At 19.3% G+C, this 724-nt stretch carries 1 protein-coding gene; it reads left to right on the top strand.

The annotated features are described in order from the left end of the window. Positions 1–150 precede the first annotated feature (150 nt). Positions 151–606 carry an effector protein gene (locus M8044_RS02475; protein WP_273585466.1) on the top strand — a complete coding sequence of 152 codons (456 nt, stop codon included), beginning with the start codon at positions 151–153 and terminating at the stop codon, positions 604–606. Positions 607–724: the final 118 nt, after the last annotated feature.

The raw sequence follows: 724 nt of genomic DNA, 5'->3' as shown, positions 1-724 counted from the left end.
GAAAAATTTTATCTATTTACCAAGATAAACAAAACTATGATAAAGCCCAAGAATCCAAAAATAACAAAAGAATCAGCGAGGGCTGGCGATAAATAATAAGTTTTGATTTAAAAAAATAGTAAATCTATATTAGAAAGTTTATTCAAAAAAATGAATTTAAATTTTAAAAACATCAACTATACTGCAATTTTTTTATTTATAATATTTTTATTTTTCATATTTATAAATTATTTTATAAAATCTAATTTGGTTTATGCTGGTCAAGTTTATTCAGAAATTAAAAAAACAGGTTCTTCAGAAAAATTATTTGATTCTTCAGAAACAAAAATTGAATTTTTAAGATCTAAAATAGATGATTTATCGAGAAAAAGAAATTCAATATTAAAAGAAATTAATAGAATAGAAGAAACATTATCATTTCATTTAAAAATCAGAAGTAAGAAAAATACTAACGCTTCAGAAAGAAATTCAAGTTTTTTAAAATTTCAAATATCTTTTTTGAAAGAAAAAAAATATTTTCTTAAAAAAAATTTACATGAAATAAATTTAGAACAAATAGATTTAGAAATTGAATTAAGAAAAAAAATATATTCTCTTAAAAAATAACTTGTTTGCAACAAAATATATTAATTTAAAATATAAATTAAATGAATTTAATAATTTTTTAATCATAAACCAAACCCCCCTTCCCTCCTCAGGGTCTTTTTTTATTTAACAACACAAC

This window comes from Columbia Basin potato purple top phytoplasma (assembly GCF_028595955.1).
GTDB lineage: Bacteria > Bacillota_I > Bacilli_A > Acholeplasmatales > Acholeplasmataceae > Phytoplasma.
Note: the sequence above shows the minus strand (reverse complement) of the source record. Positions and strands in the feature narration are given on the sequence as shown.